Origin of the sequence: Elioraea sp., from assembly GCF_022842375.1 — a bacterium.
Classification (GTDB): Bacteria; Pseudomonadota; Alphaproteobacteria; order Acetobacterales; family Acetobacteraceae; genus Elioraea_A.
In genome coordinates, this window is the sequence record NZ_JALHPR010000020.1 from 46,974 (window position 1) to 72,649 (window position 25,676).

The 25,676-nt window shown below is 67.4% G+C and carries 33 protein-coding genes and 1 tRNA gene; all 34 read left to right on the plus strand.

The features are described 5' to 3' along the window. The first annotated feature begins 28 nt into the window (after positions 1-28). Positions 29-105: transfer RNA gene (locus Q0C38_RS16125), tRNA-Trp, on the plus strand. 136 nt (positions 106-241) lie between these two features. After that, on the plus strand, positions 242-439 hold the full coding sequence (gene secE, locus Q0C38_RS16130) for a preprotein translocase subunit SecE (protein ID WP_291298139.1): 198 nt from the start codon (positions 242-244) through the stop codon (positions 437-439). Between the two features lie 13 nt (positions 440-452). After that, complete coding sequence (gene nusG, locus Q0C38_RS16135; RefSeq protein WP_291298140.1) at positions 453-1,046, plus strand: transcription termination/antitermination protein NusG; 594 nt, start codon at positions 453-455, stop codon at positions 1,044-1,046. Positions 1,047-1,117: 71 nt separating this feature from the next. Then, a complete protein-coding gene (locus Q0C38_RS16140; RefSeq protein WP_291298141.1) occupies positions 1,118-1,996 on the plus strand; it encodes a metallophosphoesterase in 879 nt (292 codons plus the stop codon). 160 nt (positions 1,997-2,156) lie between these two features. Next, the gene (gene rplK, locus Q0C38_RS16145; protein ID WP_291298142.1) at positions 2,157-2,591 is read left to right on the plus strand and encodes a 50S ribosomal protein L11; all 435 of its coding nucleotides are present in this window, start codon (positions 2,157-2,159) and stop codon (positions 2,589-2,591) included. 3 nt (positions 2,592-2,594) lie between these two features. Next, positions 2,595-3,317 carry a 50S ribosomal protein L1 gene (gene rplA / locus Q0C38_RS16150; RefSeq protein WP_291298143.1) on the plus strand — a complete coding sequence of 241 codons (723 nt, stop codon included), beginning with the start codon at positions 2,595-2,597 and terminating at the stop codon, positions 3,315-3,317. Between the two features lie 414 nt (positions 3,318-3,731). Next, entirely contained in the window at positions 3,732-4,250 is a 519-nt protein-coding gene (gene rplJ / locus Q0C38_RS16155; protein ID WP_291298144.1) for a 50S ribosomal protein L10, read from the plus strand. A gap of 125 nt (positions 4,251-4,375) precedes the next feature. Then, positions 4,376-4,753, plus strand: a complete 378-nt coding sequence (rplL, locus tag Q0C38_RS16160) for a 50S ribosomal protein L7/L12 (RefSeq protein ID WP_291298145.1) — start codon at positions 4,376-4,378, stop codon at positions 4,751-4,753. 213 nt (positions 4,754-4,966) lie between these two features. Beyond that, positions 4,967-9,139 carry a DNA-directed RNA polymerase subunit beta gene (gene rpoB, locus Q0C38_RS16165; protein WP_291298146.1) on the plus strand — a complete coding sequence of 1,391 codons (4,173 nt, stop codon included), beginning with the start codon at positions 4,967-4,969 and terminating at the stop codon, positions 9,137-9,139. Between the two features lie 93 nt (positions 9,140-9,232). Next, a complete protein-coding gene (rpoC, locus tag Q0C38_RS16170; protein ID WP_291298147.1) occupies positions 9,233-13,405 on the plus strand; it encodes a DNA-directed RNA polymerase subunit beta' in 4,173 nt (1,390 codons plus the stop codon). Positions 13,406-13,733: 328 nt separating this feature from the next. After that, positions 13,734-14,105, plus strand: coding sequence for a 30S ribosomal protein S12 (gene rpsL, locus Q0C38_RS16175; protein ID WP_291298183.1), 372 nt, complete (start codon positions 13,734-13,736; stop codon positions 14,103-14,105). 17 nt (positions 14,106-14,122) lie between these two features. Then, positions 14,123-14,596, plus strand: a complete 474-nt coding sequence (rpsG, locus tag Q0C38_RS16180; protein WP_291298148.1) for a 30S ribosomal protein S7 — start codon at positions 14,123-14,125, stop codon at positions 14,594-14,596. Between the two features lie 57 nt (positions 14,597-14,653). Further along, positions 14,654-15,844: an elongation factor Tu gene (gene tuf / locus Q0C38_RS16185; RefSeq protein WP_291298138.1), complete on the plus strand. Its 1,191-nt coding sequence runs from the start codon at positions 14,654-14,656 to the stop codon at positions 15,842-15,844. Between the two features lie 72 nt (positions 15,845-15,916). Continuing rightward, complete coding sequence (rpsJ, locus tag Q0C38_RS16190) at positions 15,917-16,225, plus strand: 30S ribosomal protein S10 (protein WP_144299919.1); 309 nt, start codon at positions 15,917-15,919, stop codon at positions 16,223-16,225. Positions 16,226-16,235: 10 nt separating this feature from the next. Continuing rightward, entirely contained in the window at positions 16,236-16,916 is a 681-nt protein-coding gene (rplC, locus tag Q0C38_RS16195) for a 50S ribosomal protein L3 (protein WP_291298149.1), read from the plus strand. Between the two features lie 34 nt (positions 16,917-16,950). Further along, positions 16,951-17,589, plus strand: a complete 639-nt coding sequence (rplD, locus tag Q0C38_RS16200) for a 50S ribosomal protein L4 (protein ID WP_291298184.1) — start codon at positions 16,951-16,953, stop codon at positions 17,587-17,589. Continuing rightward, entirely contained in the window at positions 17,586-17,927 is a 342-nt protein-coding gene (locus Q0C38_RS16205; protein WP_291298150.1) for a 50S ribosomal protein L23, read from the plus strand. Before rplD ends, Q0C38_RS16205 begins: the two co-directional genes overlap by 4 nt. Positions 17,928-17,943: 16 nt before the next feature. Then, positions 17,944-18,777, plus strand: coding sequence for a 50S ribosomal protein L2 (rplB, locus tag Q0C38_RS16210; protein ID WP_291298151.1), 834 nt, complete (start codon positions 17,944-17,946; stop codon positions 18,775-18,777). A 7-nt stretch (positions 18,778-18,784) separates the two neighbouring features. After that, positions 18,785-19,063, plus strand: a complete 279-nt coding sequence (gene rpsS, locus Q0C38_RS16215; protein ID WP_291298152.1) for a 30S ribosomal protein S19 — start codon at positions 18,785-18,787, stop codon at positions 19,061-19,063. Position 19,064: 1 nt separating this feature from the next. Continuing rightward, positions 19,065-19,460 carry a 50S ribosomal protein L22 gene (gene rplV / locus Q0C38_RS16220; protein WP_291298153.1) on the plus strand — a complete coding sequence of 132 codons (396 nt, stop codon included), beginning with the start codon at positions 19,065-19,067 and terminating at the stop codon, positions 19,458-19,460. A 1-nt stretch (position 19,461) separates the two neighbouring features. Beyond that, a complete protein-coding gene (gene rpsC / locus Q0C38_RS16225) occupies positions 19,462-20,139 on the plus strand; it encodes a 30S ribosomal protein S3 (protein WP_291298154.1) in 678 nt (225 codons plus the stop codon). A gap of 51 nt (positions 20,140-20,190) precedes the next feature. After that, positions 20,191-20,610 (plus strand): 50S ribosomal protein L16, encoded by a 420-nt coding sequence (gene rplP, locus Q0C38_RS16230; RefSeq protein WP_291298155.1) that lies wholly within the window; start codon positions 20,191-20,193, stop codon positions 20,608-20,610. 3 nt (positions 20,611-20,613) lie between these two features. Then, a complete protein-coding gene (rpmC, locus tag Q0C38_RS16235; RefSeq protein ID WP_291298156.1) occupies positions 20,614-20,874 on the plus strand; it encodes a 50S ribosomal protein L29 in 261 nt (86 codons plus the stop codon). A gap of 17 nt (positions 20,875-20,891) precedes the next feature. After that, entirely contained in the window at positions 20,892-21,191 is a 300-nt protein-coding gene (gene rpsQ / locus Q0C38_RS16240; RefSeq protein WP_291298157.1) for a 30S ribosomal protein S17, read from the plus strand. A 10-nt stretch (positions 21,192-21,201) separates the two neighbouring features. Next, on the plus strand, positions 21,202-21,570 hold the full coding sequence (rplN, locus tag Q0C38_RS16245) for a 50S ribosomal protein L14 (protein WP_291298158.1): 369 nt from the start codon (positions 21,202-21,204) through the stop codon (positions 21,568-21,570). 2 nt (positions 21,571-21,572) lie between these two features. After that, positions 21,573-21,893, plus strand: a complete 321-nt coding sequence (gene rplX / locus Q0C38_RS16250; RefSeq protein ID WP_291298159.1) for a 50S ribosomal protein L24 — start codon at positions 21,573-21,575, stop codon at positions 21,891-21,893. Then, positions 21,886-22,476: a 50S ribosomal protein L5 gene (rplE, locus tag Q0C38_RS16255; protein WP_291298160.1), complete on the plus strand. Its 591-nt coding sequence runs from the start codon at positions 21,886-21,888 to the stop codon at positions 22,474-22,476. The genes rplX and rplE overlap by 8 nt, the downstream gene beginning before the upstream one ends. A 49-nt stretch (positions 22,477-22,525) precedes the next feature. Continuing rightward, a complete protein-coding gene (gene rpsN, locus Q0C38_RS16260; RefSeq protein ID WP_291298161.1) occupies positions 22,526-22,831 on the plus strand; it encodes a 30S ribosomal protein S14 in 306 nt (101 codons plus the stop codon). Positions 22,832-22,854: 23 nt separating this feature from the next. Further along, positions 22,855-23,253, plus strand: a complete 399-nt coding sequence (rpsH, locus tag Q0C38_RS16265) for a 30S ribosomal protein S8 (protein WP_291298162.1) — start codon at positions 22,855-22,857, stop codon at positions 23,251-23,253. Positions 23,254-23,275: 22 nt separating this feature from the next. Continuing rightward, positions 23,276-23,809 (plus strand): 50S ribosomal protein L6, encoded by a 534-nt coding sequence (rplF, locus tag Q0C38_RS16270; protein WP_291298163.1) that lies wholly within the window; start codon positions 23,276-23,278, stop codon positions 23,807-23,809. A 1-nt stretch (position 23,810) separates the two neighbouring features. Continuing rightward, a complete protein-coding gene (rplR, locus tag Q0C38_RS16275; protein WP_291298164.1) occupies positions 23,811-24,173 on the plus strand; it encodes a 50S ribosomal protein L18 in 363 nt (120 codons plus the stop codon). A gap of 26 nt (positions 24,174-24,199) precedes the next feature. Further along, entirely contained in the window at positions 24,200-24,790 is a 591-nt protein-coding gene (gene rpsE / locus Q0C38_RS16280) for a 30S ribosomal protein S5 (protein WP_291298165.1), read from the plus strand. Further along, on the plus strand, positions 24,783-24,995 hold the full coding sequence (rpmD, locus tag Q0C38_RS16285) for a 50S ribosomal protein L30 (RefSeq protein ID WP_291298166.1): 213 nt from the start codon (positions 24,783-24,785) through the stop codon (positions 24,993-24,995). The genes rpsE and rpmD overlap by 8 nt, the downstream gene beginning before the upstream one ends. A 52-nt stretch (positions 24,996-25,047) precedes the next feature. Further along, positions 25,048-25,527 carry a 50S ribosomal protein L15 gene (gene rplO, locus Q0C38_RS16290; RefSeq protein ID WP_291298167.1) on the plus strand — a complete coding sequence of 160 codons (480 nt, stop codon included), beginning with the start codon at positions 25,048-25,050 and terminating at the stop codon, positions 25,525-25,527. The last annotated feature ends 149 nt before the right edge of the window (positions 25,528-25,676 follow it).

The following is a 25,676-nucleotide window of genomic DNA, read 5'->3' on the forward strand; positions in this document are numbered from 1 at the left end:
GGCGGGAGAGGTGCGCGGCAGCCCGGCTAGGGGTGTAGCTCAATTGGCTAGAGCGCCGGTCTCCAAAACCGGAGGTTGGGGGTTCGAGACCCTCCACCCCTGCCAGGGTCGCCACGCCTGATGGAAGCCCCGCCGCGCGGCATGCGCGGATGACGAAAGCCCCGCCGCGCGGCATGCGCGGCAGCGTCGGCGCCCCCATATCGGGGGTCAGCCCTTGATCGACAGGACGTGAAGGCAGACGATGGCACGACCCGATCCCGCGACGTTCGTGCGCCAGGTGCGGCAGGAAACCGCCAAGGTTACCTGGCCCTCGCGCAAGGAAACGCTGATCACCACCGGCCTGGTGTTCGCGCTCTCGATCGTTGCCGCAATCTTCTTCTTTGTGGTGGATCAGATCATCGGCCTCGGCGTGCGTACGATCTTCGGCTTCGGGGCCTGAGGAGAACCAGCCCATGAACACGTCAACCGATCAGGGCCTTCCCGCAGTCCGCCCCGTCGCCCCGCCCTCGGCCGCCGGGCGGAAGCGCTGGTATGTGATCCATGTCTACTCGGGCTTCGAGAAGAAGGTCGCGCAGGACATCAAAAAGCAGGCGGAGCAGAAGGGCCTCGGCGAGAAGTTCGAGGACGTGCTGGTGCCGATGGAGGAGGTCGTCGAGGTGCGCCGCGGCCAGAAGGTGTCGGGGGAGCGCAAGTTCTTCCCCGGCTACGTGCTGGTGCGCATGGAGATGACCGACGATACCTGGCACCTCGTCAAGAACACGCCGAAGGTCACGAACTTCCTCGGCGGCAAGGGGCGCCCCAGCCCGATCACCGATGGCGAGGCCGACCGCATCGTGAAGGCCGTGCAGGAGGGGGTGGAGAAGCCCCGCCCCTCCGTGGTGTTCGAGGTGGGCGAGCAGGTGCGCGTCGCCGACGGGCCGTTCACGAGCTTCCTCGGCGTCGTTGAGGAAGTCGACGAGGAGAAGGGCCGCGTGAAGGTGTCGGTCTCGATCTTCGGTCGCGCCACGCCGGTCGAGCTCGAATACGGCCAGGTCGAGAAGGTCTGACGGCGCTGCGCTCGCCCAGGTTCCCGGCCTCTCGTTTCCCGGCAGAGGCCCAGCACCCCTCGGCGATGCGGATGCCGACGCGCCGGCGTCTCGCCCGCGGGCTGGCTGCCGTCGGCGTGTCGCTGTTCGCCGGGGCGTCCAAGGCCTTCGGCATCACGCCCAGCTATCGGCTGGCGGTCGTGCCCTATCGCATCCCGCTCGCTGGCTGGTCGGGCGCGCCCATGCGGATCGCGGTGCTCGCCGACCTGCATGCCTGCGAACCGTTCATGCCGCCGTCGCGGATCGCGGCCATCGTCGCGCGCACCAATGCGCTGCACCCCGACATGGTGGTCCTGCCCGGCGATTTCGCGCCCGGGCTTCGCCGCCTCCGCCCCGAGGAGGGCCGCCCCGAGGACTGGGCGGCGGAACTCGCCCGCTTGCGGGCACCGCTCGGGGCCCACGCGGTCCTCGGCAACCATGACTGGTGGGAGGCAGGCGGCCCCGCGCCGATCCGTGCCGCGCTGCGCTGGGCCGGCGTTCGGGTCCACCAGAACGAGGCCGTGCCGCTCGCCCATGGCGGGCAGCGCTTCTGGCTCGCCGGCACCGACAGTGCCATGGCGCGCCCGCTCGGCGGCGGCCGCTATGCCGGGGCTGACGATCTGCCCCGCGCCCTCGGCCAGGTGACGGACGCAGCCCCCGTGATCCTGCTCGCGCATGAGCCGGAGCAGTTTCGCCGCGTGCCGGCGCGGGTGGGGCTCACCATCGCCGGCCACACCCATGGCGGGCAGGTGCGCATCCCCGTGTTCGGCAGCCCGGTGGCGCATGCCCCGCATGCCGGCCGCTATGCCCATGGCCATGTCGCCGACCGTGGGCGCCACCTCGTCGTCTCCGGCGGGCTGGGCTTCTCGGTGCTGCCGGTGCGCTTCGGCGTGCCGCCCGAGATCACCCTGATCGAGGTCGCCGCACTCTGACGTGAGGGTGGGTGCAGGGCAGGGCGGCGTTTTCGCTCTGGACATGCCCCCGCCTTGCCTCTATACGCCGCCTCCTCGCAGACACATAAGGGACGCGGGAGGGGTGCGCTCGCGCGCCCCGCTCGAACCGCGGCCCCCTGAAAACAGGGGTTGAAGGCCTATGGCAAAGAAGATCGTCGGCTACATCAAGCTGCAGATTCCGGCCGGAAAGGCGAACCCTTCGCCGCCCGTCGGCCCTGCGCTCGGCCAGCGCGGCTTGAACATCATGCAGTTCTGCAAGGAATTCAACGCGGCGACCCAGGGCATCGAGCCTGGCACGCCGACGCCCGTGGTGATCACCGCCTTCGCCGATCGCAGCTTCACGTTCATCACCAAGACGCCGCCGAACACCCACTTCCTGCTGAAGGCCGCCAAGATCGAGAAGGGCAGCCAGACCACGGGCAAGGGGGCCAAGGTGGGGAAGGTGACGCAGTCGCAGCTGCGCGAGATCGCCAAGGTCAAGATGAAGGACATGAACTGCTACGACGAGGAGGCAGCGATGCGGATGCTCGCGGGCTCGGCGCGGTCCATGGGTCTCGACGTGGTGGAGGGCTGAGCGATGGCAACGGCAACCGCAACCGCAACCTCCAACGCACGCGGCAAGCGCCTCGAGGGCCTGTACCAGGGCTTCGACCCGACGCGCGGCTACACGCTCGCCGAGGCCGTGAAGCTCGCCAAGGCGAACGCGAAGGCCAAGTTCGACGAGACGATCGAGATCTCGATGAACCTCGGCATCGATCCGCGCCACGCCGACCAGAACGTCCGCGGCATGCTCAGCCTGCCCAACGGCACGGGCAAGACGCTGCGCGTCGCCGTGTTCGCCAAGGGGGCCAAGGCCGATGAGGCGCGCACCGCCGGGGCCGACATCGTCGGCGCCGAGGATCTCGCCGAGATCGTCCAGGGCGGCAAGATGGATTTCGACCGCTGCATCGCGACGCCTGACATGATGGCGCTGGTTGGCCGCCTGGGTAAGGTGCTCGGCCCCCGCGGGCTGATGCCGAACCCGAAGCTCGGCACCGTCACGATGGACGTGAAGGGTGCCGTGTCGGCCGCCAAGGCCGGCCAGGTCGAGTTCCGCGCCGAGAAGGCCGGCATCGTCCATGCCGGCATCGGCAAGGCCTCGTTCCCCGAGGAGAAGCTCTTCGAGAACGCGAGGGCCTTCATCGAGGCGATCCAGCGCGCCAAGCCCGCGGGCGCCAAGGGCACCTACGTCAAGAAAGTGGCCGTGTCCTCGACGATGGGCCCGGGCGTGAAGGTCGACATCGCCTCGCTGAGCGCCTGAGGCGACGGATTTCGCGCTGGCCCCCCGAGAGCGAAAAGGGGCGGGCAGCGCGTGAGGCTTGCCCGCCCGTGCCGCGAGGTGCGTGCGGGTAAAGGGGGTGGCGGCAGGGTTCTCCGTCATCCCAACCTGTCCGAGACCGCATGTGCCGCACCCTGGTGACGGGGTCGGCTTGAAGGGGGGGGCTCCCCCCGCAGGCGGTAGACAGGGAGAACGGGTTCCGGACGTCGCGTCGATGCCGCGGAGGCTGAGGCGTGGCGCATTCCCGGTTCCTGGTCTTCTGCGTCTGGACAGGCGAACCGGGCCATGGGCCTGGCTGGCCTGAGTGTCCAGCCGGGGTCGTGGTCCATGGGAACGCGGCCGGTCGGGTGCCCCATTGTGGGGCGTCTCGGGCGGTCGCAGCAATGGAGACGGGACGTGGACCGTATCGAGAAGCGGGAAGCGGTTGCCTCCCTCGCCTCGGTGTTCGCCGAGACGTCGATCGTCGTCGTCACCCGCAATGCGGGCCTGACGGTGGCGGAGGTGTCGGAGCTGCGCCGGCGGATGAAGGTGGCGGGCGCGTCCTACAAGGTGGCGAAGAACCGCCTTGCCCGTCTCGCCCTTGAGGGTACCCCGTTCGACGGCATCGCGCCGCTGCTGGAGGGTCCGACCGCCCTGTCGTGGGCCAAGGATCCTGTGGCGGTGGCTAAGACGGCCGTCGAGTTCGCCAAGACCAACGAGAAGCTGGTGATCGTGGGCGGCGCGCTTGGCGCGCAGACGCTGGACGCCGAAGGCATCAAGGCACTTGCCGCGCTGCCCTCGATCGAAGCGCTGCGGGCGAAGCTGCTCGGCCTCCTGGTTGCTCCGGCGACGCAGCTGGTCAGCGTGCTTCAGGCCCCGTCTGGGCAGGTGGTGCGGGTGCTTGCGGCATATGTCGACAAGGACGAGGCGGCCTGAGGGTTTGACACCTGACGAAGGCCCGAGTGCCGCGGGGGAAGCTGCCCCAGGCGGATGCAGAAGATGGAACCGGATGGTCGCTCAAGGGCATCGCCCAGCGGCCGAGACACGAAGGAAGATGACCGATGGCTGATCTTACGAAAATCGCTGACGAGATCGCGCAGCTCACGCTGCTCGAGACAGCTGAGCTGGTGAAGATGCTCGAGGAAAAGCTCGGCGTCTCCGCCGCCGCCCCCGTGGCGGTCGCGGCTGCTCCCGCCGGCGGCGCTGCCGCGCCGGTCGCCGAGGTGCAGACCGAGTTCACCGTGATCCTGGCCAAGGCCGGCGACAAGAAGATCAACGTGATCAAGGAGATCCGCACGATCACGGGTCTCGGCCTGAAGGAGGCCAAGGATCTCGTCGAGGGCGCGCCGAAGGAAGTGAAGGCCGGCGTGAACAAGGACGAGGCCGAGAAGATCAAGAAGATGCTCGAGGAGCAGGGTGCAGCCGTCGAGATCAAGTGATCACGGCACGCATGACACATTGCACGGTTTCGGCCGTGCGCGTGATGCAGGGCGCGGCTTCGGCCGCGCCGGGACGCCGGGCGGGGGAAACCCTCCTCCGCCCGGCCGTTTCCGTTGGCGCAACCGGTCGCGCGGCGATCGATCGGGCAGGGTTCTGGTTTGCAGGCTTGGGTTTCCCAGGCCTTTGGTTTCAAGGCTGACGCGGGGGTTGCGATGACGGGCTCGTTCACAGGCCGCAAGCGTATCCGGAAGAGCTTCGGGCGGATTCCCGAGGTCGCGCCGATGCCGAACCTCATCGAGGTGCAGCGCGCTTCGTATGAGACGTTCCTGCAGATGCACACCTCGGTCGATGCGCGGACGCACACCGGGCTGCAGGAAGTGTTCAAGGGCGTCTTCCCGATCGACGATTTCGCCGGCCGCGGCCGGCTCGAGTTCGTGCAGTACGAGCTCGAGGAGCCGAAGTACGATGTCGAGGAGTGCATCCAGCGTGGCCTGACCTTCGCCGCCCCCCTCAAGGTGCGGCTGCGCCTGATCGTGTGGGACGTGGACGAGGACACCGGCGCCCGCTCGATCCGCGACATCAAGGAGCAGGATGTCTACATGGGCGACATGCCGCTCATGACCGACAACGGCACCTTCATCATCAACGGCACCGAGCGCGTCATCGTCTCGCAGATGCATCGTTCGCCCGGTGTCTTCTTCGACCATGACAAGGGCAAGACGCATTCCTCGGGCAAGTATCTCTTCGCCGCGCGCATCATCCCCTATCGCGGCTCGTGGCTCGACTTCGAGTTCGATGCCAAGGACCTGCTCTATGTCCGCATCGACCGCCGCCGCAAGCTGCCCGTCACCACGCTGCTCTACTCGCTCGAGAGCACCGCGACCGAGGTGCTGCGCGCCGCACGCGAGGCGAAGGGCGAGCAGCTCGAACCCGCCGAGGTGCGCGGCATGGACGCCGAGGAGATCCTCGGCGTGTTCTACGGCCGCGTCGGCTTCACGCGCGGGCCGAAAGGCTGGTCGCGCCCGTTCGACCCGGAGCAGTTCAAGGGCGTGAAGCTCGCCGATGAGCTGATCGACGCCGCCACCGGCCAGGTGGTCGCCGAGGCCGGCACGAAGCTCACCCCGCGCGCGGCCAAGCGCATTGCCGAGGCCGGCACCACCGAGGTGCTGGTCGGCCGCGCCGACATCCTCGGCCGCTTCGCCGCCGAGGACATGGTCAACGAGGAGACGGGCGAGATCTATCTCGAGGCCGGCGAGGAGATCAGCGAGCCGAAGCTGCTCGCGGTCGAGGAAGCCGGTGCCGAGGTTCTCGCCACGCTCGCGATCGACCAGAACACCGGCCCGTGGCTGCGCAACACGCTGACGATCGACCGCAACACGAACCGTGACGAGGCGATCCTCGACATCTACCGCGTGATGCGCCCCGGCGAGCCGCCGACGCCGGAGACGGCAGAGACGCTGTTCCGCGGCCTCTTCTTCGACAGCGAGCGGTATGACCTCTCCGCCGTCGGCCGCGTGAAGATGAACATGCGGCTCGGCTTCTCGGCCGAGAACGTTCCCGACACGCAGCGGACGCTGCGCAAGGCCGACGTGCTCGCCGTGCTCAAGACGCTGCATGAGCTGAAGGACGGCCGCGGCCAGATCGACGACATCGACAATCTCGGCAATCGCCGCGTGCGCTCGGTCGGCGAGCTGATGGAGAACCAGTACCGCGTCGGGCTGCTGCGCATGGAGCGTGCGATCCGCGAGCGGATGAGCTCGGTCGACATCGACACGGTGATGCCGCACGACCTGATCAACGCCAAGCCGGCGGCGGCGGCGGTGCGCGAGTTCTTTGGCTCCAGCCAGCTCAGCCAGTTCATGGACCAGACCAACCCGCTGTCGGAAGTGACGCACAAGCGCCGCCTCTCGGCGCTTGGCCCGGGCGGGCTCACGCGTGAAAGGGCCGGCTTCGAGGTGCGCGACGTGCACCCGACGCATTACGGCCGCATCTGCCCGATCGAGACGCCTGAAGGCCCGAACATCGGCCTGATCAACAGCCTCGCCACCTACGCCCAGGTGAACAAGTACGGCTTCATCGAGACGCCGTACCGCATGGTGAAAGACGGCAAGGTGGCGGGCGCGCCGCGCTACCTCTCCGCGATGGAGGAGGAGCGCCTCGTCGTCGCGCAGGCGAACGCGACGATGGCCGATGACGGCGCACTGACCGACGACCTCGTCTCGGTGCGCAAGAATGGCGACTATGCCCTCGTGCCGGCCGACCAGGTGACGGCGATCGACGTCTCGCCGAAGCAGCTCGTTTCGGTCGCGGCAGCGCTGATCCCGTTCCTCGAGAACGATGACGCGAACCGCGCGCTGATGGGCTCGAACATGCAGCGCCAGGCGGTGCCGCTGATCCAGGCCGAGGCGCCGCTCGTCGGCACCGGCATGGAGCTGCCCGTGGCCCGCGACAGCGGTGCCTCGATCATCGCCCGCCGCCCCGGCGTGGTCGACCAGATCGACGGCGCGCGCATCGTGGTGCGCGCGACGCGCGACGACAGCTCGACGGAAGGCGTCGACATCTACCGCCTTCGCAAGTTCCAGCGCTCGAACCAGAACACCTGCATCAACCAGCGGCCGCTGGTGAAGGTGGGTGACGCGGTGCGCCCCGGCGACATCATCGCCGACGGCCCCTCGACGCAGCTCGGCGAACTGGCACTCGGCCGGAACGTGCTCGTCGCGTTCATGCCGTGGAATGGCTACAACTTCGAGGACAGCATCCTCATCTCCGAACGCATCGTTCGTGACGACGTGTTCACCTCGATCCACATCGAGGAATTCGAGGTGATGGCCCGCGATACGAAGCTCGGCCAGGAGGAGATCACCCGCGACATTCCGAACGTGGGCGAGGAGGCGCTGAAGAACCTCGACGAGGCAGGCATCGTCTACATCGGCGCCGAGGTGAACCCCGGCGACATCCTCGTCGGCAAGGTGACGCCGAAGGGCGAGAGCCCGATGACGCCGGAGGAGAAGCTGCTTCGCGCCATCTTCGGCGAGAAGGCCTCCGACGTGCGCGACACCTCGCTCCGCCTGCCGCCTGGCGTGGCCGGCACGATCGTTGACGTGCGCGTGTTCTCGCGCCGCGGCGTCGACAAGGACGAGCGCGCGCTCGCGATCGAGAAGGCCGAGATCGAGCGTCTCGCGAAGGACCGTGACGACGAGAAGGCGATCCAGGAGCGGTCGTTCCTCGGCCGCGTGCGCGAGCGCCTGCTCGGGCAGAAGGCGGGTGCCGGCAACAAGGGCATCAAGGCCGGCAGCGACATCACCGATGCGGTGCTGAACGAGATCCCGCGCGGGGCGTGGCGCAACGTCACGGTTGCCGAAGACAGCGTGATGGCCGAGATCGAGCAACTGAAGCGCGAGTTCGACGAGGCGGTGCGCAAGCTCGAGGCGCGGTTCGTCTCGAAGGTCGAGAAGCTGCAGCGCGGCGACGAGCTGCCGCCCGGCGTGATGAAGATGGTCAAGGTCTTCGTCGCGGTGAAGCGCAAGCTCCAGCCCGGCGACAAGATGGCCGGCCGCCACGGCAACAAGGGTGTCGTCAGCCGCGTAACGCCGGTCGAGGACATGCCGTTCCTCGAGACGGGCGAGGCGGTCGACATCGTGCTGAACCCGCTCGGCGTGCCCTCGCGCATGAACGTGGGCCAGATCCTCGAGACGCATCTCGGCTGGGCCTGCGCGGGCCTTGGCAAGCAGATCGGCGCGGTGCTCGATGCCGCGCGCCAGAGCGGGCAGTTCGGCCCGCTCAGGGACAAGCTGAAGGATGTGTACGGGGACGAGGTCTATGGCGACATCATCGCCGACATGGACCGCGGCGAGCTCGGCGAACTGGCCGACAATCTCCGCCCCGGCGTTCCCATCGCGACACCCGTGTTCGACGGCGCGCGGATGGATGACATCGAGGCGATGCTCGAGAAGGCAGGGCTCGAGCGCTCCGGCCAGGTGACGCTGGTCGATGGGCGGACGGGCGAGCCCTTCGAGCGCAAGGTCACGGTCGGCTACATCTACATGCTGAAGCTGCACCACCTGGTCGACGACAAGATCCACGCGCGTTCGATCGGGCCCTACTCGCTCGTCACCCAGCAGCCGCTGGGCGGCAAGGCGCAGTTCGGTGGCCAGCGCTTCGGCGAGATGGAGGTGTGGGCGCTCGAGGCCTACGGCGCGGCCTACACGCTGCAGGAGATGCTGACGGTGAAGTCCGACGACGTGTCGGGCCGCACGAAGGTCTACGAGGCGATTGTCCGCGACCAGGACAATTTCGAGGCCGGCATCCCCGAGAGCTTCAACGTGCTGGTCAAGGAGTTGAAGTCACTCGGGCTCAATGTCGAGCTCGAGAACCGCGGCACCTGAGAGGCGGCGGCTGGTTTCGGCTTCGAGGATTCTCCACGGGCGGCTGGCGGTGACGATCACCGCCCGCCGGTTCCGGCAGAGGCGAGGAATGCGATGAACGAGCTGATGAAGATCCTGGGCACGCAGCCTGGCGCGCTCACCTTCGACCAGATCAAGATCTCGATCGCGAGCCCGGAGCAGATCCGCTCCTGGTCGTACGGCGAGATCAAGAAGCCGGAGACGATCAACTACCGCACGTTCAAGCCGGAGCGTGACGGGCTGTTCTGCGCCCGCATCTTCGGCCCGATCAAGGACTACGAGTGCCTCTGCGGCAAGTACAAGCGGATGAAGTTCCGCGGCATCATCTGCGAGAAGTGCGGCGTCGAGGTCACGCTGGCCAAGGTGCGTCGCGAGCGCATGGGCCATATCGAGCTCGCCTCGCCGGTGGCGCATATCTGGTTCATGAAGTCGTTGCCGAGCCGTATCGGCCTGATGATCGACATGACGCTGAAGGATCTCGAGAAGGTCCTCTACTTCGAGAGCTACGTCGTGCTCGAGCCGGGGCTGACCGACCTCAAGCTGTACCAGCTCGTGTCGGAGGACCAGTACCAGGCGAAGGTCGACGAGTTCGGCGACGACGCCTTCTCCGTCGGCATCGGCGCAGAGGCGCTGAAGCTGATCCTCTCCGGCCTCGACCTCGACGCCGAGAAGACCAAGCTTCGCATCGACCTCAAGGAGACCTCGTCCGAGGCCAAGCGCAAGAAGTACGTCAAGCGCCTGAAGCTGCTCGAGGCGTTCCTCGAGAGCGGCACGCGGCCCGAGTGGATGATCCTCGACGTCGTTCCCGTGATCCCGCCCGAGCTGCGTCCGCTCGTGCCGCTCGACGGTGGCCGCTTCGCGACCTCCGACCTGAACGACCTCTACCGCCGGGTGATCAACCGCAACAACCGCCTGAAGCGGCTGATCGAGCTTCGCGCGCCCGACATCATCGTGCGCAACGAGAAGCGCATGCTGCAGGAGAGCGTGGACGCGCTGTTCGACAACGGCCGCCGCGGCCGCGCCATCACGGGCGCGAACAAGCGCCCGCTGAAGTCGCTGTCCGACATGCTGAAGGGCAAGCAGGGCCGCTTCCGCCAGAACCTGCTCGGCAAGCGCGTCGACTATTCCGGCCGTTCGGTGATCGTCGTCGGCCCCGAGCTGAAGCTGCACCAGTGCGGCCTGCCCAAGAAGATGGCGCTAGAGCTGTTCAAGCCGTTCATCTACTCGAAGCTCGAGAAGTACAACCTCGCCACCACCATCAAGGCCGCCAAGCGGATGGTGGAAAAGGAGCGTCCCGAGGTGTGGGACATCCTCGAGGAGGTGATCCGCGAGCATCCGGTGATGCTGAACCGCGCGCCCACGCTGCACCGCCTCGGCATCCAGGCCTTCGAGCCGGTGCTGATCGAGGGCAAGGCGATCCAGCTTCACCCGCTGGTGTGCACGGCGTTCAACGCCGACTTCGACGGCGACCAGATGGCCGTCCACGTGCCGCTGTCGCTCGAGGCGCAGCTCGAGGCGCGCGTGCTGATGATGAGCACGAACAACATCCTCAGCCCCGCCAACGGCAAGCCGATCATCGTGCCGAGCCAGGACATCGTGCTCGGCCTCTATTACCTCTCGCTCGAGACGCCCGAGTACAAGGCGGTGGTCGATGACCAGGCGCCCGCGTTCACGGGCATGGGCGAGATCGAGCAGGCTCTCGAGGCGAAGGCGATCGGCACCCACTCCAAGATCCGCACGCGCCGCGAGACGATGGACAAGGATGGCAAGCTCTACATCGCCCGCGTGGTGACGACGCCGGGCCGGATGATGATCGGCGCGATCCTGCCGAAGCATGCCGCGCTGCCCTACGATCTCATCAACCGCCAGCTGACGAAGCGCTCGATCTCCGACGTGATCGACGCGGTGTATCGCCACTGCGGCCAGAAGGAGAGCGTGATCTTCGCCGATCGGCTGATGGGTCTCGGCTTCCGCAACGCGGCCAAGGCAGGCATCAGCTTCGGCAAGGATGACATGATCATCCCGGCCGAGAAGCAGGCGCTGATCGCCAAGACGGCGGCCGAGGTGAAGGAGTTCGAGAACCAGTACCAGGAAGGCCTGATCACCTTCGGCGAGCGCTACAACAAGGTCGTCGACGCCTGGACGCGCTGCGCCGAGGATGTGGCGGAAGCGATGATGAAGGAGATCCGCCGCCAGGAGGTGGGTCGCCCCACCAACAGCGTGTGGATGATGAGCCATTCCGGCGCGCGCGGCTCGCCGGCACAGATGCGCCAGCTCGCCGGCATGCGCGGGCTGATGGCCAAGCCCTCGGGCGAGATCATCGAGACGCCGATCATCTCGAACTTCAAGGAAGGCCTCACCGTGCTCGAGTACTTCAACTCGACGCACGGCGCCCGCAAGGGACTTGCCGACACCGCGCTCAAGACCGCCAACTCGGGCTACCTCACGCGACGCCTGGTTGACGTCGCGCAGGACTGCATCGTCATCGAGGACGATTGCGGCACCGAGAAGGGCATCACCGTCCGCGCCGTGCTCGATGGCGGCGAGGTCGTGTCCTCGCTGTCGGAGCGCACGCTCGGGCGGACCGTCGCACGTGATATCCAGAACGCCGTGACGGGCGAGGTGATCGTGCCGCGCAACGCGCTGATCGGCGAGGCGGAAGCCGACCTGATCGAGCAGGCTGGCGTGGACAGCGTCTACATCCGCTCGGTTCTCACGTGCGAGACGCGCATCGGCATCTGTGCAAAGTGCTACGGGCGTGACCTTGCCCGCGGCACGCCGGTCAACACCGGCGAGGCTGTCGGCGTGATCGCCGCTCAGTCGATCGGCGAGCCTGGCACGCAGCTGACCATGCGAACCTTCCACATCGGCGGCGCCGCACAGCGCGGCGCCGAGCAGAGCCAGGTGGAAGCGTCGTCCGATGGCATCGTGACGGTCAAGAACCGCAACGTCGTGCTCAACTCCCAGGGCACGCCGGTGGTGATGAGCCGCAACTGCGAGATCCTGCTGCTCGACGACCAGCGCCGCGAGCGTGCGCGCTACCGCGTTCCCTACGGCGCGCGCCTGCTCGCCGACGAGAACGCCCAGGTCGCGCGCGGCCAGAAGCTCGCCGAGTGGGATCCGTACACCCTGCCGGTGATCACCGAGCGTTCGGGCATCGTCGACTACGTCGACCTGATCGAGGGTGTGACGGTGGTCGAGCGCGTGGACGAGGCGACGGGCCTGTCGTCGAAGGTGGTGGTCGACTGGAAGCAGCAGGCCAAGGGCGTCGATCTGCGCCCGCGCATCGTGCTGCGCGATGACAAGGGCGAGCTCGTGAAGCTGCCCAACGGCTCGGAGGCGCGCTACTTCCTCTCGGTCGACTCGGTGCTGTCGGTCGACAACGGGGCGAAGGTGAATGCGGGCGACGTGCTTGCACGCATCCCGCGCGAGAGCTCCAAGACGCGCGACATCACCGGCGGTCTGCCGCGGGTGGCGGAGCTGTTCGAGGCGCGGCGCCCGAAGGACCACGCGATCATCAGTGAGATCGACGGGCGCGTGGAGTTCGGCAAGGACTACAAGGCCAAGCGCCGCGTCGTGGTGAAGAACGACGAGACGACCGAGGAGCGCGAGTACCTGATCCCGAAGGGCAAGCACGTCTCGGTGCAGGAAGGCGACTATGTGCGCATCGGCGACCCGATCGTCGACGGTCCGCGCGTGCCGCACGATATCCTGAAGGTGCTCGGTGTCGAGGCGCTCGCCGACTATCTCGTGAACGAGGTGCAGGACGTCTATCGCCTGCAGGGCGTGAAGATCAACGACAAGCACATCGAGGTGATCGTTCGCCAGATGCTGCAGAAGGTCGAGATCCAGGAGCCCGGCGACACGACCTTCCTCGTCGGCGAGCAGGTCGATCGCGTCGACTTCGACGCGGAGAACGAGAAGCGCGTGTCCGATGGCGAGCGTGCGGCTGCGGCCTTCCCTGTGCTGCAGGGCATCACCAAGGCCTCGTTGCAGACGCAGAGCTTCATCTCCGCCGCCTCGTTCCAGGAGACGACGCGCGTGCTCACGGAGGCGGCCACGGCCGGCAAGGTGGACTCGCTCACGGGGCTGAAGGAGAACGTGATCGTCGGCCGTCTGATCCCGGCGGGCACGGGCAACGTGATGATGCGTCTGAAGGCGCTGGCGGCGCAGAAGGACCGTGGCCGCGTGGCCGGTGGCGGCACGACGCCCGCCCTGCCCGAGAGCGGTCCTGTCGCCGCGGAGTAGCGCCTGGCCGGCTGGCAGGGCCATGCCTCACGGTAGGCCCTGCCATGCCGGTTCGTTTCGCAGCGGCGCGGCGGCGAGGCGATGCTTGACAGGGGGGTGACCCCCCCGTAGTTTCCGCGCCCTCGACCCCGGCCGTGCAACGGTGCGGGGTTCGAGGTTTGGACATGCTTCGTTTCCGGTGCCGCTGCCCTCGTTTTCGGGTGGCCGAGGTCGGGGGCAAGTGGGCCAGCGGGCGGCGGCGCAAGCCGGGGCCCGCCTTGGCTGCGTGTTGATGGGTTTGGTCAGCGAGCGGCGGCGCCACGGGTGCTGCTCAAGCGAGAGGGTCTGGATGCCGACGATCAGCCAGCTGATCCGCAAGGAGCGCCACGACAAGCGCAAGCGGAACAAGGTGCCCGCCCTGCAGGGTTGCCCGCAGAAGCGCGGCGTCTGCACGCGCGTCTACACCACCACGCCGAAGAAGCCGAACTCGGCGCTTCGCAAGGTGGCCAAGGTGCGCCTGACGAATGGCTACGAGGTGGTGTCCTACATCCCCGGCGAGGGCCATAACCTTCAGGAACACTCGGTCGTCATGATCCGCGGCGGCCGCGTGAAGGACCTTCCGGGCGTTCGCTACCACATCATCCGCGGCGTGCTTGACACGCAGGGCCTGCCGAAGCGCCGCCAGCGCCGTTCGCTGTACGGCGCGAAGCGGCCGAAGTGATCGCGAGGAGCTGAGACATGTCACGCCGCCACCGCGCAGAGAAGCGCGAAGTCCTCCCCGATCCGAAGTTCGGCGACCTTGTTCTGTCGAAGTTCATGAACGCGCTGATGTACGACGGCAAGAAGTCGACCGCCGAGGCCATCGTCTACGGCGCACTCGACGTGGTGAAGCGCCGCGTGCCGAACACCGACCCGCTGCGCGTGTTCCACGAGGCGATGGAGAACGTGAAGCCGGCCGTCGAGGTGCGCTCGCGCCGCGTCGGCGGTGCGACCTACCAGGTCCCGGTCGAGGTTCGCACCGAGCGCCGCCAGGCGCTGGCGATCCGCTGGCTGATCGATGCGTCGCGCAAGCGTGGCGAGCATACGATGCGCGACCGGCTTTCGAACGAGCTGCTGGATGCCGCGAACAACCGAGGCTCGGCGGTGAAGAAGCGTGAGGACACGCACCGGATGGCGGAAGCCAACCGTGCCTTCTCGCACTACCGCTGGTAACCGACCCCACCCCTGACCTGACGCTGGCCCTGACCAGACGCCCGACGGAGAACGACCATGGCGAAGGCGAAGTTTGAGCGGAACAAGCCGCACTGCAACATCGGGACGATTGGTCACGTTGACCATGGGAAGACGTCGTTGACTGCGGCGATCACGAAGGTGCTGGCGAAGAGTGGTGGTGCGACGTTTACGGCGTACGATCAGATCGACAAGGCGCCTGAGGAGCGTGCGCGCGGGATCACGATCTCGACGGCGCATGTCGAGTACGAGACGAAGAACCGGCATTACGCGCATGTCGATTGCCCGGGCCACGCGGACTACGTGAAGAACATGATCACGGGTGCGGCGCAGATGGACGGGGCGATCCTGGTGGTGTCGGCGGCCGACGGCCCGATGCCGCAGACGCGCGAGCACATCCTGCTGGCGCGCCAGGTTGGCGTGCCTGCGCTGGTTGTGTTCATGAACAAGGTCGACATGGTCGACGACCCTGAGCTTCTGGAGCTCGTTGAGCTTGAGGTTCGCGAGCTTCTGAAGAGCTACCAGTTCCCCGGCGACGACATCCCGGTGATCAAGGGTTCGGCGCTGATGGCGCTTGAGGACAAGTCTCCTGAGCTTGGCGAGCAGGCGGTTCTGGCGCTGATGGAGGCGGTGGATGCGTACATCCCGCAGCCTGAGCGTCCGAAGGACCGTCCGTTCCTGATGCCGATCGAGGACGTGTTCTCGATCTCGGGCCGCGGCACGGTGGTGACGGGTCGTGTCGAGCGGGGCATCGTGAAGGTTGGCGAGGAGGTCGAGATCGTCGGTCTTCGCGCGACGGTGAAGACGGTGGTGACGGGCGTTGAGATGTTCCGCAAGCTGCTGGACAGCGGCGAGGCGGGCGACAACATCGGCGCGCTGCTGCGTGGCACGAAGCGCGAGGACGTGGAGCGTGGCCAGGTTCTGGCCGCGCCCGGTTCGATCACGCCGCACACGAAGTTCATGGCGGAGGCCTACATCCTGACGAAGGAGGAGGGCGGTCGTCATACGCCGTTCTTCACGAACTACCGCCCGCAGTTCTACTTCCGGACGACGGACGTGACGGGGATCGTGACGCTGCCCGAGGGCACCGAGATGGTGATGCCTGGTGACAACGTGCGGATGGAAGTTGCGCTGATCGCGCCGATCGCGATGGACGAGGGGCTTCGCTTCGCCATCCGCGAGGGTGGGCGCACCGTCGGCGCAGGCGTCGTCACAAAAATCGTGCAGTGAAGATCGACTAGACACGAAACGAGAAGGCCGCGCGCGAGCGTTCCCCGGAACGCTCCTCCACGCGGGGGAAGTATGGACAACCAGAATATCCGCATCCGCCTGAAGGCGTACGATCACCGCGTGCTGGACAACAGCACGCGGGAGATCGTCAACACCGCGAAACGGACGGGTGCGCAGGTGCGGGGTCCGATCCCGCTGCCGACGCGGATCGAGCGTTTCACGGTGAACCGCTCGCCGCATGTCGACAAGAAGTCGCGAGAGCAGTTCGAGATCCGCACGCATCGCCGCCTTCTCGACATCGTCGACCCGACGCCGCAGACCGTGGACGCGCTGATGAAGCTCGACCTCGCTGCCGGCGTCGACGTCGAGATCAAGCTCTGAGGGCGGCGACATGCGCACAGGCATCATCGCACGCAAGCTGGGCATGACCCGGCTGTTCACCGAGGACGGCACGCACGTGCCCGTCACCGTGCTTGTCATGGACGAGGTGCAGGTGGTTTCGCACCGCACCGCGGAGAAGGACGGCTACACGGCTGTCCAGCTCGGAATCGGGCATGCCAAGCCGAAGAACGTCAGCAAGGCCGAGCGCGGCCACTTCGCCAAGGCGAAGGTCGAGCCGAAGCACAAGATGGTCGAGTTCCGCACCGGCGCTGATGCACTGCCGGAGATTGGCGCGACGCTGAGCCCCGAGCATTTCGTGAAGGGCCAGAAGGTCGACGTCACGGGCACGACGAAGGGCAAGGGCTTCGCGGGCGCGATGAAGCGCTGGAACTTCCGCGGCCTCGAGGCGTCGCACGGCGTGTCGGTCAGCCACCGCTCGCACGGCTCGACCGGTAACCGCCAGGATCCCGGCAAGACCTTCAAGAACAAGAAAATGGCGGGCCATCTCGGTGTCGAGCAGATCACGACGCAGAATCTCGAGGTTGCCGGGATCGATGCGGCGCGCAACCTGCTGATGATCAAGGGCGCGGTGCCGGGATCGAAGGGCGCCTATGTTCTGGTGCGCGATGCGGTGAAGCATGCGCGCCCGGCCGAGGCCCCGTTCCCCGCGGCGACGAAGGCGGGAGCCTGAGATGCCAGAGGACAAGACGGCCGAGGACCAGACGATGAAGCAGGACGTGATCACCCTGGCCAACGAGAAGGCCGGTGAGATCGACCTTCCCGAGGCGCTGTTCGGTGCTGCCCCGCGGGCTGACATCATGGCGCGCGTGGTGCATTGGCAGCTCGCCAAGCGCCGTGCCGGCACCCACAAGGTGAAGGGCATGGGCGAGGTCAGCGGCACGACCAAGAAGCCCTACAAGCAGAAGGGCACGGGCAATGCCCGCCATGGCTCGCTGCGCAGCCCGCAGTTCCGCACCGGCGGCGTGGTGCACGGCCCGGTCGTGCGCGATCATGGCTATGACCTGCCGAAGAAGGTGCGTCGCCTCGGCCTGATCTCCGCGCTGTCGCAGAAGAAGGCCGAGGGCAAGCTCGTGGTGCTCGATGCCGCTGCGTCGGAGGCTGGCAAGACGGCGGCGTTGAGGAAGCAGGTCTCGGCGCTCGGGTGGACCTCGGCGCTGGTGATCGACGGTGCGGCGGTCGACGCGCAGTTCCTGCGCGCGGCACGGAACATCCCCGGCCTCGACGTGCTGCCGACGATGGGTGCGAATGTCTACGACATCCTCCGTCATGACGTTCTCGCGGTGACCAAGGCGGGGCTCGAGACCTTGAAGGTGCGCCTCGGGCTTGAGGAGAAGCGGGCATGAGCGCGCAATCGCAGCAGCGTGCGGCGGGGCGCCTCGCCCCGATTACGCGCGAGAAGATGTACCAGATCATCCGCAGCCCCATCATCACCGAGAAGGCGACGGCGATGTCCGCCGCCAACCAGGTGGTGTTCCGCGTGCCGCTCGGCGCTTCCAAGCCCGAGATCAAGCAGGCGGTCGAGGGGCTGTTCGGGGTGAAGGTCGCGGCGGTCAACACGCTCGTGGCCAAGGGCAAGACCAAGCGGTTCAAGGGCCGGCCCGGCAAGCGTCCGGACGTCAAGAAGGCGATGGTGCGGCTTGCACCCGGCTTCTCGATCGACCTGACGACCGGCTTGGCCTGAGGCAGGAGCGGGAACGATGGCGCTCAAGACATTCAAGCCGGTCACGCCGAGCCTTCGCGGCACGGTGCTGGTCGACCGCTCCGAGCTCTGGAAGGGCAAGCCCGTCAAGGGCCTGACCGAGGGCAAGTCGAGCTCGGGCGGGCGCAACAACCACGGCCGCACCACGGTGCGGTTCCGCGGCGGCGGCCACAAGCAGAGCTACCGGATCGTTGACTTCAAGCGGCGCAAGTTCGACGTCGCGGCGACGGTGGAGCGGCTGGAGTACGATCCGAACCGCACGGCGTGGATCGCGCTGCTGAAATACGCCGATGGCGAGCTCGCCTACATCCTGGCACCGCAGCGCCTCAAGGCGGGCGACATGGTGATCTCGGGTGCCAAGGCCGACATCAAGCCGGGCAACGCGATGCCGATGGGTGCGATCCCGGTGGGAACGATCATCCACAACATCGAGATGAAGCCGGGTGCCGGCGGCAAGCTTGCGCGAGCGGCGGGCACCTACGCCCAGCTCGTCGGCAAGGATGCAGGCTATGCGCAGATCAAGCTCTCCTCCGGCGAGCTTCGCGTGGTCCGCGCCGAGTGCATGGCGACGGTCGGTGCCGTATCGAACCCGGACAACAGCAACGTCCAGATCGGCAAGGCCGGCCGCCAGCGCTGGCTCGGCCGCCGCCCGCACAACCGCGGCGTCACGATGAACCCGATCGACCATCCACATGGTGGCGGGGAGGGCCGTACCTCGGGTGGCCGCCATCCGGTCACGCCGTGGGGCAAGCCGACGAAGGGTGCGAAGACGCGCCACAACAAGCAGACCGACCGGCTGATCATCCGCCGGCGCAACGCGACGAAGGGCTGAGCACGCCATGACCCGCAGCGTCTGGAAGGGGCCGTTCGTCGACGGCTACCTCCTCACCAAGGCAGAGGCCGCACGCGGCTCCGGCCGAAACGAGATCATCAAGACATGGTCTCGCCGCTCGACGATCCTGCCGCAGTTCGTGGGGCTCACGTTCGGCGTGTACAACGGGCACAAGTTCATCCCGGTGCAGGTGAACGAGAACATGATCGGCCACAAGCTGGGCGAGTTCGCGCCGACGCGCACGTTCTCGTCCCACTCGGCCGACAAGAAGGCGAAGCGGGGCTAAGATGGGCAAGCAGGCACATCCACGCACGCTGGCGGAAACCGAGGCGCAGGCGATCGCGCGCAACATCCGCGTCAGCCCGCGCAAGCTGAACCTGGTGGCGGAGATGATCCGCGGCCTGCCGGCCGCGCAGGCCCGGGCGGCGCTGACCTTCTCCAAGCGCCGCATCGCGCAGGACGTTCGGAAGGTGCTCGACAGCGCCATCGCCAATGCCGAGAACAACCACAGCCTCGACGTGGATCGTCTCGTCGTGCGCGAGGCGACGGTCGGGCGCAGCGTGGTGATGAAGCGCTTCCACGCGCGCGGTCGTGGCCGCTCGGCCCGCGTCGAGAAGTGGTTCAGCCACATCACGATCATTGTCCGTGAACGGCCGCAAGGCGCAGAGCAGGGGGCCCGCTGAGATGGGGCAGAAGGTCAATCCCATTGGCATGCGCCTCGGTGTGAACCGCACCTGGGACAGCCGCTGGTTCGCCGAGAAATCCTATGCCGCGATGCTGCATGAGGACCTGAAGCTCCGGAAGGTGCTGCGCGAGAAACTCGGGCAGGCGGGTGTTGCCCGCGTGGTGGTCGAGCGTCCGGCCAAGAAGGCGCGGGTGACGATCTATGCCGCACGCCCTGGCGTGATCATCGGCAAGAAGGGCCAGGACATCGAGAAGCTGCGCAGCGAGCTCGCGAAGCTGACCGGCTCCGAGGTTCACCTCAACATCGTCGAGATCCGCAAGCCCGAGATCGAGGCGGTTCTGGTGGCCGAGAACATCGCCCAGCAGCTCGAGCGGCGGGTGAGTTTCCGCCGCGCGATGAAGCGCGCGGTGCAGTCGGCCATGCGGCTTGGCGCGCAGGGCATCCGCATCAACTGCGCCGGGCGTCTCGGCGGGGCGGAGATCGCGCGTGTCGAGTGGTATCGCGAGGGTCGGGTGCCGCTGCACACGCTGCGCGCCGACATCGACTACGGCGTCGCGACCGCCAAGACGACGTATGGCACGTGCGGCGTGAAGGTGTGGGTGTTCAAGGGCGAGATCATGGCCCACGACCCGATGGCGCTGGACAAGCGCGCGGCCGAACAGGCGCCGCAGCGCTGATCTGTTGAAAGGAAGGGGGCGGTCCGCAAGGGCAGCCCGGAGTGAACGAGCATGCTGCAGCCGAAGAAGACGAAGTGGCGCAAGGCCCACAAGGGCCGGATCCACGGCGATGCGAAGGGCGGGACACAGCTGAACTTCGGCAGCTACGGCCTGAAGGCGCTCGAGCCCGAGCGCGTGACGGCGCGGCAGATCGAGGCAGCCCGCCGTGCCCTGACGCGCCAGATGAAGCGCCAGGGCCGCGTGTGGATCCGCATCTTCCCCGACGTTCCGGTGTCGAGGAAGCCGGCGGAAGTGCGCATGGGTTCGGGCAAGGGCAGCCCGGAGTTCTGGGTGTGCCGGGTGAAGCCAGGCCGGATCATGTTCGAGCTTGACGGCGTGTCGGGCGAGATCGCGCGCGAGGCGCTCGCGCTCGCCGCGGCGAAGCTGCCGATCCGCACCAAGGTCGTTGCCCGCATCGGGCTGGAGGGCTGATCGATGACGAAGGCATCCGACCTGCGCGCGAAGTCGACGGACGAACTGAAGGAGATGCTCCTCGGCCTCCGGAAGGAGCAGTTCAACCTTCGCTTCCAGCGTGCAACGGGTCAGCTCGAGAGCACGAACCGGATCCAGCTGGTGCGGCGCGACATCGCGCGCATCAAGACGCTGCTCGGCGCCGCTCAGCGTGCCGGCGGCAAGACTGCTGCCGGCGCTGCCGGCAAGAATTCCGACGCCGGCGCTGCCGGCGCGGGCGCCTGAAGGAAGGACGGGGCACGATGCCGAAGCGGGTTCTGACCGGGCGCGTGATCAGCGACAAGATGGACAAGACCGTCACGGTCCTTGTCGAGCGTCGCGTCATGCATCCGATCTACAAGAAGTTCATCCGGCGCTCGAAGATGTACGCCGCGCACGATGAGGCGAACCTCTGCAAGGAGGGCGACGTGGTGCGCATCGAGGAGTGCCGCCCGATCTCCAAGCGCAAGACCTGGCAGGTGATCGAGCGCAACGGGGCGGGTGTGGCCGCGGCGATCGGCGACATGCCGGCCGCGCAGCCAGCCGCGCAGCCTGGGGCCTGAGGAGCAACCGATGATCCAGGTCGAATCCAATCTCGAGGTTGCCGACAACTCCGGTGCACGCCGCGTCCAGTGCATCAAGGTGCTCGGCGGCTCGAAGCGCCGCACGGCTTCGGTCGGCGACGTCATCGTCGTCTCGATCAAGGAGGCGATCCCGCGCGGCAAGGTGAAGAAGGGCGACGTGCACCACGCGGTGATCGTGCGTACCTCCTTCCCCGTGCGCCGCGGCGACGGCTCGGCGATCCGCTTCGATCGCAACGCCGCGGTGTTGATCAACAAGCAGCAGGAGCCGATCGGCACCCGCATCTTCGGCCCCGTGGTGCGCGAGCTGCGCGGCAAGAAGTTCATGAAGATCATCAGCCTCGCGCCGGAGGTGCTCTAGCCATGGCCGCCAAGATCAGGAAGGGCGACCGGGTCGAGGTGATCTCGGGCGCCGACAAGGGCAAGCGCGGCGAGGTGCTGCGCGTGATCCCGACCGAGGGCCGCGCCGTGGTGCAGGGAGTGAGGCTCGCCAAGCATCACACCAAGCCGAAGGGCATGGGCAGCCCGGGTGGGATCATCGAGAAGGAGGCGGCGGTGAACATGTCGAACCTCATGCTCGTCGATCCCAAGTCGGACAAGCCGACGCGCGTCGGCTTCAAGATGCTCGAGGATGGCAAGAAGGTTCGTGTGGCCCGCGTGTCGGGTGAGGTGATCGATGGCTGACGAAGAGACTGGCACGACTGCTGGGGAAAACGTCCCCGGCGTGAAGCCGCGCCTGCAGCAGCACTACGAGACCGTGGTGCGCGAGGCGTTGACCGCCGAGTTCGGCTACGACAACGCGTTCGCGGTGCCGAGGCTCGAGAAGATCGTGATCAACATGGGCGTCGGCGAGGCTGCCGGCGACCAGAAGAAGCTCGACGCCGCGGTGGGCGACCTTGCGATGATCGCCGGGCAGCGTCCGGTGAAGACCAAGGCGAAGAAGGCAATCGCGGGCTTCAAGATCCGCGAGGGCATGCCGATCGGTGCGAAGGTCACGCTGCGCCGCGCGAGGATGTACGAGTTCCTCGACCGGCTTGTGACGATCGCGCTGCCGCGCGTACGCGACTTCCGTGGTATCGCTGGGAAGGGCTTCGATGGCCGTGGCAACTTCGCCATGGGCATGAAGGAGCAGATCGTGTTCCCCGAGATCAACTACGACAAGGTCGACAAGGTGCGGGGCATGGACATCGTGATCTGCACCACCGCCAAGACCGACAAGGAAGCGAAGGCCCTGCTGAAGGCCTTCTACGTTCCTTTCACGAACTGAGCACGGAAAACCGCCGGCCGCGTGCCGGCAGGTTCTGGAGGATTGTTGGATGGCCAAGACGTCGTCAGTCGAGAGGAACCGCAAGCGGGAGCGCATGGCCAAGCGCGACCAGGGCAAGCGGTCGGCTCTCAAGGCCGTGCTGAAGCAGAAGGACGCCTCCCCCGAGGAGCGTTTCTCCGCGATGCTGAAGCTCGCCGAAATGCCGCGCAACGGCGCTGCCGTGCGCGTGCGGCTGCGCTGCGAGCTCACCGGCCGGTCGCGCGGCAACTACCGCAAGTTCAAGCTGTGCCGCATCGCGCTGCGCGATCTCGCCTCGTCCGGGCAGATCCCGGGCATGGTCAAGGCGAGCTGGTAGAGAGCGGGACAGGAAGCAGAACGATGTCAATGTCCGATCCGCTGGGTGACATGATCACCCGCATCCGCAACGCCCAGCGCAGCCGCCGCAGCGCCGTGCGTGCGCCCGCCAGCAAGCTGCACGCGAACGTGTGCGACGTGCTGAAGCGCGAGGGTTTCATCCGCCATTGGAAGGTGGTCGACATCCGCCCCGGCGTGCGCGAGCTCGAGATCGAGCTCAAGTATTCCGAGGGCGAGCCGGTGATCAAGGAGATCACCCGGGTGTCGACGCCGGGCCGCCGCGTCTACTCCAAGATCAAGGAGCTGCCGCGGGTCTACAACGGGCTCGGCCTCTCCATCCTGTCCACCCCGCGCGGGGTGATGAGCGAGGCCGAGGCCCGCGCCGCCAATGTCGGCGGCGAAGTCCTCTGCCGCGTGTTCTGAGCCGACGGGAGGAGGGACAGCCATGTCACGTGTCGGCAAATATCCGGTCGAGCTTCCTGCGGGCGTGTCGGTTGCCGTGGTCAACGGCGTGCTGACGGCCAAGGGCAAGCTCGGCGAACTCACCATGCCGCTGGCCGAGGAGGTCAGCGCGTTGGTCGAGGGCAACAAGGTCGTTCTCAGCCCGCGCGACGGCGAGCGCCGGGCGCGCACGCTGTGGGGCACCACGCGCAGCGTCGTCGCCAGCATGGTGAAGGGCGTCAGCCAGGGCTACACCAAGTCGCTCGAGATCAACGGCACGGGTTTCCGCGCCGCGGTGCAGGGCAAGGACCTGGTGCTGAACCTCGGCTACTCGCATGAGGTGCGCTACCCGGTTCCGGCCGGGATCAAGATCACCTGCGAGAAGCCCACATCGATCAAGGTCGAGGGGATCGACAAGCAGCGCGTCGGCCAGGTGGCCGCCGAGATCCGTTCGTTCCGCGCCCCCGAGCCCTACAAGGGCAAGGGCGTGAAGTACGAGGCGGAAACCATCCTCCGGAAGGAGGGGAAGAAGAAGTAACATGTCCACGAAGCTCGATCTCAAGGACCGGCGCAAGTCGCGCCTCCGCTTCCAGCTCCGCAACAAGAGCGGCGGCCGTCCGCGGCTCTCGGTGTTCCGCTCGTCGAAGCACATCTACGCGCAGGTCATCGACGATGGCGAGGGCCGCACGGTCGCGGCCGCGTCGTCTCGTGATCCTGCCCTCGTCGCCGCGCTCAAGACCGGCGCCGACAAGGACGCGGCTGCGGCCGTGGGCAAGCTCGTCGCCGAGCGGGCGGTCGCGGCCGGCATCTCCGCAGTCGTATTCGACCGCGGCTCCTACATGTATCACGGCCGCGTCAAGGCGCTGGCTGATGCCGCCCGTGAGGGCGGCCTGGACTTCTGAGCGCGCGGCGCGAAGGGCAAGGCACGATGGCACGTGAACCGAGGGAAGGTGGCCGGGGCCGCGAGCGGGGTGACCGCGAGCGTGACCGTGACGGCGACGAACTCGTCGACAAGCTGGTGGCGATCAACCGTGTCGCGAAGGTGGTGAAGGGTGGGCGTCGCTTCGCGTTCGCTGCCCTCGTCGTCGTCGGTGACAAGAAGGGTCGCGTCGGGCTGGGTGCGGGCAAGGCGCGCGAGGTGCCGGAGGCGATCCGCAAGGCGACCGATCAGGCCAAGCGCAGCATGATCCGCGTGCCGATGCGCGAGGGTCGCACGCTGCACCATGATGTGGTCGGTCATTTCGGCGCCGGCCGCGTGATCCTGCGGGCAGCACCCGCGGGTACCGGCATCATCGCCGGCGGCCCGATGCGCGCGGTGTTCGAGACGATGGGCATGGGCGATGTCGTGGCGAAAAGCCTCGGCACCAACAACGCCCACAACGTGGTGAAGGCGACCTTCGCCGGGCTGAAGGCGATGAACTCGCCGCGCAGCGTGGCCGCCCGCCGCGGCAAGAAGGTGAGCGACCTGCTCGGGCGCCGCGACGCTCCTGCCGAGGTCAAGGAGGCGACCGATGCCTGAGAAGACTGATGGCGCGGTTGGCAAGCGCGTCCGCGTGACGCAGGTGAAGTCCGGGATCAACCGGCTCGAGGACCAGAAGCAGACGTTGGTCGGGCTGGGGCTGAACAAGCTCCACCGCACGCGCGAGCTCGAGGACACGCCCTCGGTGCGCGGGATGATCCGCAAGGTCGCGCATCTCGTGAAGGTCGAAGAGGTCGCGGGCTGAGGCCAGCGGCCAGGCGCCCCTTCCTGCGAGGGCAGGGGCCAGGAGAGAGACGATGAAGCTCAACGAACTGCGCGACAACGAAGGCGCGCGGAAAAAGTTCCGCAAGATTGGCCGCGGCATCGGCAGTGGCAAGGGCAAGACGTCCGGCCGCGGCGTGAAGGGCCAGAAGGCGCGTACGGGCGTGGCGCTGAACGGGTTCGAGGGCGGCCAGCTCCCGATCTACCGGCGCCTGCCCAAGCGCGGCTTCACACCGCTGAACCGCAAGACGTACTCGCCGCTGAACCTCGCGCGCCTTGAGCAGGCGATCACCGATGGCAGGCTCGATGCCGCCAAGCCGATCGACGAGGCGGTGCTGCGTGCCGCTGGCCTTGTGCGCAAGGGCAAGGTGGCCGGCGTGCGTCTGCTCGGCGTCGGGGCGATCACGAAAGCGGTGACGATCTCCGTCTCCGGCGCCTCTGCCGCGGCGATCGCAGCGGTGGAGCAGGCCGGCGGCTCGGTCACGCTGCCGGCCAAGCCGGCGGCGGAGGGCTGAGCACGGCGGCTCGGGTGATGGTTCCCGCGGCGTCCGCCTTGTCCTGTCGGGGCCCTGTCCCGGGAAGCTTGATCGTTCCGGCCCTGCCCGTGCAGGGTCGTGTGGTCGCGGATCCCCGCGGCCACGTCACGCATTGCCAGGCGGAAGCA

Excerpts from the sequence above, each read along its gene's own strand:
- rplO (WP_291298167.1), top strand. The coding sequence starts at position 25,048 with ATGAAGCTCAACGAACTGCGCGACAACGAAGGCGCGCGGAAAAAGTTC.
- Q0C38_RS16205 (WP_291298150.1), top strand. The coding sequence starts at position 17,586 with ATGAGCGCGCAATCGCAGCAGCGTGCGGCGGGGCGCCTCGCCCCGATT.
- rpsE (WP_291298165.1), top strand. The coding sequence starts at position 24,200 with ATGGCACGTGAACCGAGGGAAGGTGGCCGGGGCCGCGAGCGGGGTGAC.
- rplX (WP_291298159.1), top strand. The coding sequence starts at position 21,573 with ATGGCCGCCAAGATCAGGAAGGGCGACCGGGTCGAGGTGATCTCGGGC.
- rplD (WP_291298184.1), top strand. The coding sequence starts at position 16,951 with ATGAAGCAGGACGTGATCACCCTGGCCAACGAGAAGGCCGGTGAGATC.
- rpsL (WP_291298183.1), top strand. The coding sequence starts at position 13,734 with ATGCCGACGATCAGCCAGCTGATCCGCAAGGAGCGCCACGACAAGCGC.
- rpoC (WP_291298147.1), top strand. The coding sequence starts at position 9,233 with ATGAACGAGCTGATGAAGATCCTGGGCACGCAGCCTGGCGCGCTCACC.
- rpsC (WP_291298154.1), top strand. The coding sequence starts at position 19,462 with ATGGGGCAGAAGGTCAATCCCATTGGCATGCGCCTCGGTGTGAACCGC.
- rpmC (WP_291298156.1), top strand. The coding sequence starts at position 20,614 with ATGACGAAGGCATCCGACCTGCGCGCGAAGTCGACGGACGAACTGAAG.
- rpmD (WP_291298166.1), top strand. The coding sequence starts at position 24,783 with ATGCCTGAGAAGACTGATGGCGCGGTTGGCAAGCGCGTCCGCGTGACG.
- rplR (WP_291298164.1), top strand. The coding sequence starts at position 23,811 with ATGTCCACGAAGCTCGATCTCAAGGACCGGCGCAAGTCGCGCCTCCGC.
- rplK (WP_291298142.1), top strand. The coding sequence starts at position 2,157 with ATGGCAAAGAAGATCGTCGGCTACATCAAGCTGCAGATTCCGGCCGGA.
- rpsQ (WP_291298157.1), top strand. The coding sequence starts at position 20,892 with ATGCCGAAGCGGGTTCTGACCGGGCGCGTGATCAGCGACAAGATGGAC.
- Q0C38_RS16140 (WP_291298141.1), top strand. The coding sequence starts at position 1,118 with ATGCCGACGCGCCGGCGTCTCGCCCGCGGGCTGGCTGCCGTCGGCGTG.
- rplV (WP_291298153.1), top strand. The coding sequence starts at position 19,065 with ATGGGCAAGCAGGCACATCCACGCACGCTGGCGGAAACCGAGGCGCAG.
- rpsG (WP_291298148.1), top strand. The coding sequence starts at position 14,123 with ATGTCACGCCGCCACCGCGCAGAGAAGCGCGAAGTCCTCCCCGATCCG.
- rpoB (WP_291298146.1), top strand. The coding sequence starts at position 4,967 with ATGACGGGCTCGTTCACAGGCCGCAAGCGTATCCGGAAGAGCTTCGGG.
- rplC (WP_291298149.1), top strand. The coding sequence starts at position 16,236 with ATGCGCACAGGCATCATCGCACGCAAGCTGGGCATGACCCGGCTGTTC.
- rplA (WP_291298143.1), top strand. The coding sequence starts at position 2,595 with ATGGCAACGGCAACCGCAACCGCAACCTCCAACGCACGCGGCAAGCGC.
- rplB (WP_291298151.1), top strand. The coding sequence starts at position 17,944 with ATGGCGCTCAAGACATTCAAGCCGGTCACGCCGAGCCTTCGCGGCACG.
- rplL (WP_291298145.1), top strand. The coding sequence starts at position 4,376 with ATGGCTGATCTTACGAAAATCGCTGACGAGATCGCGCAGCTCACGCTG.
- nusG (WP_291298140.1), top strand. The coding sequence starts at position 453 with ATGAACACGTCAACCGATCAGGGCCTTCCCGCAGTCCGCCCCGTCGCC.
- rpsS (WP_291298152.1), top strand. The coding sequence starts at position 18,785 with ATGACCCGCAGCGTCTGGAAGGGGCCGTTCGTCGACGGCTACCTCCTC.
- secE (WP_291298139.1), top strand. The coding sequence starts at position 242 with ATGGCACGACCCGATCCCGCGACGTTCGTGCGCCAGGTGCGGCAGGAA.
- rplF (WP_291298163.1), top strand. The coding sequence starts at position 23,276 with ATGTCACGTGTCGGCAAATATCCGGTCGAGCTTCCTGCGGGCGTGTCG.
- rpsN (WP_291298161.1), top strand. The coding sequence starts at position 22,526 with ATGGCCAAGACGTCGTCAGTCGAGAGGAACCGCAAGCGGGAGCGCATG.
- rplP (WP_291298155.1), top strand. The coding sequence starts at position 20,191 with ATGCTGCAGCCGAAGAAGACGAAGTGGCGCAAGGCCCACAAGGGCCGG.
- rpsH (WP_291298162.1), top strand. The coding sequence starts at position 22,855 with ATGTCAATGTCCGATCCGCTGGGTGACATGATCACCCGCATCCGCAAC.
- rplE (WP_291298160.1), top strand. The coding sequence starts at position 21,886 with ATGGCTGACGAAGAGACTGGCACGACTGCTGGGGAAAACGTCCCCGGC.
- tuf (WP_291298138.1), top strand. The coding sequence starts at position 14,654 with ATGGCGAAGGCGAAGTTTGAGCGGAACAAGCCGCACTGCAACATCGGG.
- rplN (WP_291298158.1), top strand. The coding sequence starts at position 21,202 with ATGATCCAGGTCGAATCCAATCTCGAGGTTGCCGACAACTCCGGTGCA.
- rpsJ (WP_144299919.1), top strand. The coding sequence starts at position 15,917 with ATGGACAACCAGAATATCCGCATCCGCCTGAAGGCGTACGATCACCGC.